Origin of the sequence: Rahnella perminowiae (genome assembly GCF_019049755.1) — a bacterium.
GTDB classification, from domain to species: domain Bacteria; phylum Pseudomonadota; class Gammaproteobacteria; order Enterobacterales; family Enterobacteriaceae; genus Rahnella; species Rahnella perminowiae.
In genome coordinates, this window is the sequence record NZ_JAFMOS010000142.1 from 1 (window position 1) to 1024 (window position 1024).

Sequence of the window (1024 nt, forward strand, 5' to 3'; positions counted from 1 at the left end):
TAATTACTCAGGGTTTTATTTATGATGAGTTTTTCTGACAGATACAAGTGGTGCAAATGCGGGGCGTAGAGTCAGACATCTACAGGTTTGTACAGTACCGGAGAGACGCGCATCAGTTTCAGCAGACAGTAAATCCGGTGTATGCGTTTGTATTTCCAGACATGCCCCTGCCTGTGAAGCACCTGGCAAAGCTTCTTAAAGCCGTAGCGCGGATAACGTTCGGCCATCTCTGTCAGCACCTGGATCACCGATGCATCCCGCCATATTTCGCCTTCCGGCTGTAATAACGTGAAGGCGAAATATGGCCTTGCTGCAGATGTCTTTGACGGTGCGCCCGGCTTTTACAGATTTCAGAATGGAGATGGTCTGATACCCGGTGAAGCGAATTTTACGTATGGTGGCCTCTTCAGGGAACATAATCAGTATGCCGGAACATCTCTAAAAGAGAATGGCGCGGATTGCAGGGATACTTACACATGACCTTCTCAGCGCCTACCTCCATGATCCTGTATTGAACAAAAGTGACGCGTGTGGGTATGCCAGAAAGTGTACCGATTATTTTAGGAAGTGGCTGACAGGGGATTTGTTATCTAAATCTGATTTATTCAACAAAGCCGCTCACTTTTTCTCTTAGGATACTTTTGTCTCATATGAAGGTTTTAAAAAAGGGCGGGTAGTCTGCTTTTTCACACAGGAACGAGCCGAGCAACAGAGTGGAACTTCATCAAAGTAAAAAATAGAATTCATCCATTTCTGAAGTCAACACAGAATCAGAAAAAATACTCGTTTAAATATGGGTGTGGTGGCTGTAGCAAGCGAGGAAAAATATTGTATTCGAGCCGGTGAAGATATGCTAAAAGCTCGGACATTGGCTCATCCAGTGAGCCTCGATTAGGCAGTTACGCTATGGTATATCCAGTAACTGTTCCTTTGAATATTTATTTCCCCTGTAACATGCCAGATTGTTGTCAGAAGTAATATAGCCTAACCTTATTGAAGGGGGCGATTATACTAACATTCCTCC

General features: G+C 44.3%; 1 pseudogene. It reads right to left on the bottom strand.

From position 1 onward, the window contains the following. Positions 1-113 precede the first annotated feature (113 nt). Positions 114-396, bottom strand: a pseudogene (locus tag J1785_RS00760) (transposase); the annotation flags it as partial. Between the last annotated feature and the right edge of the window lie 628 nt (positions 397-1024).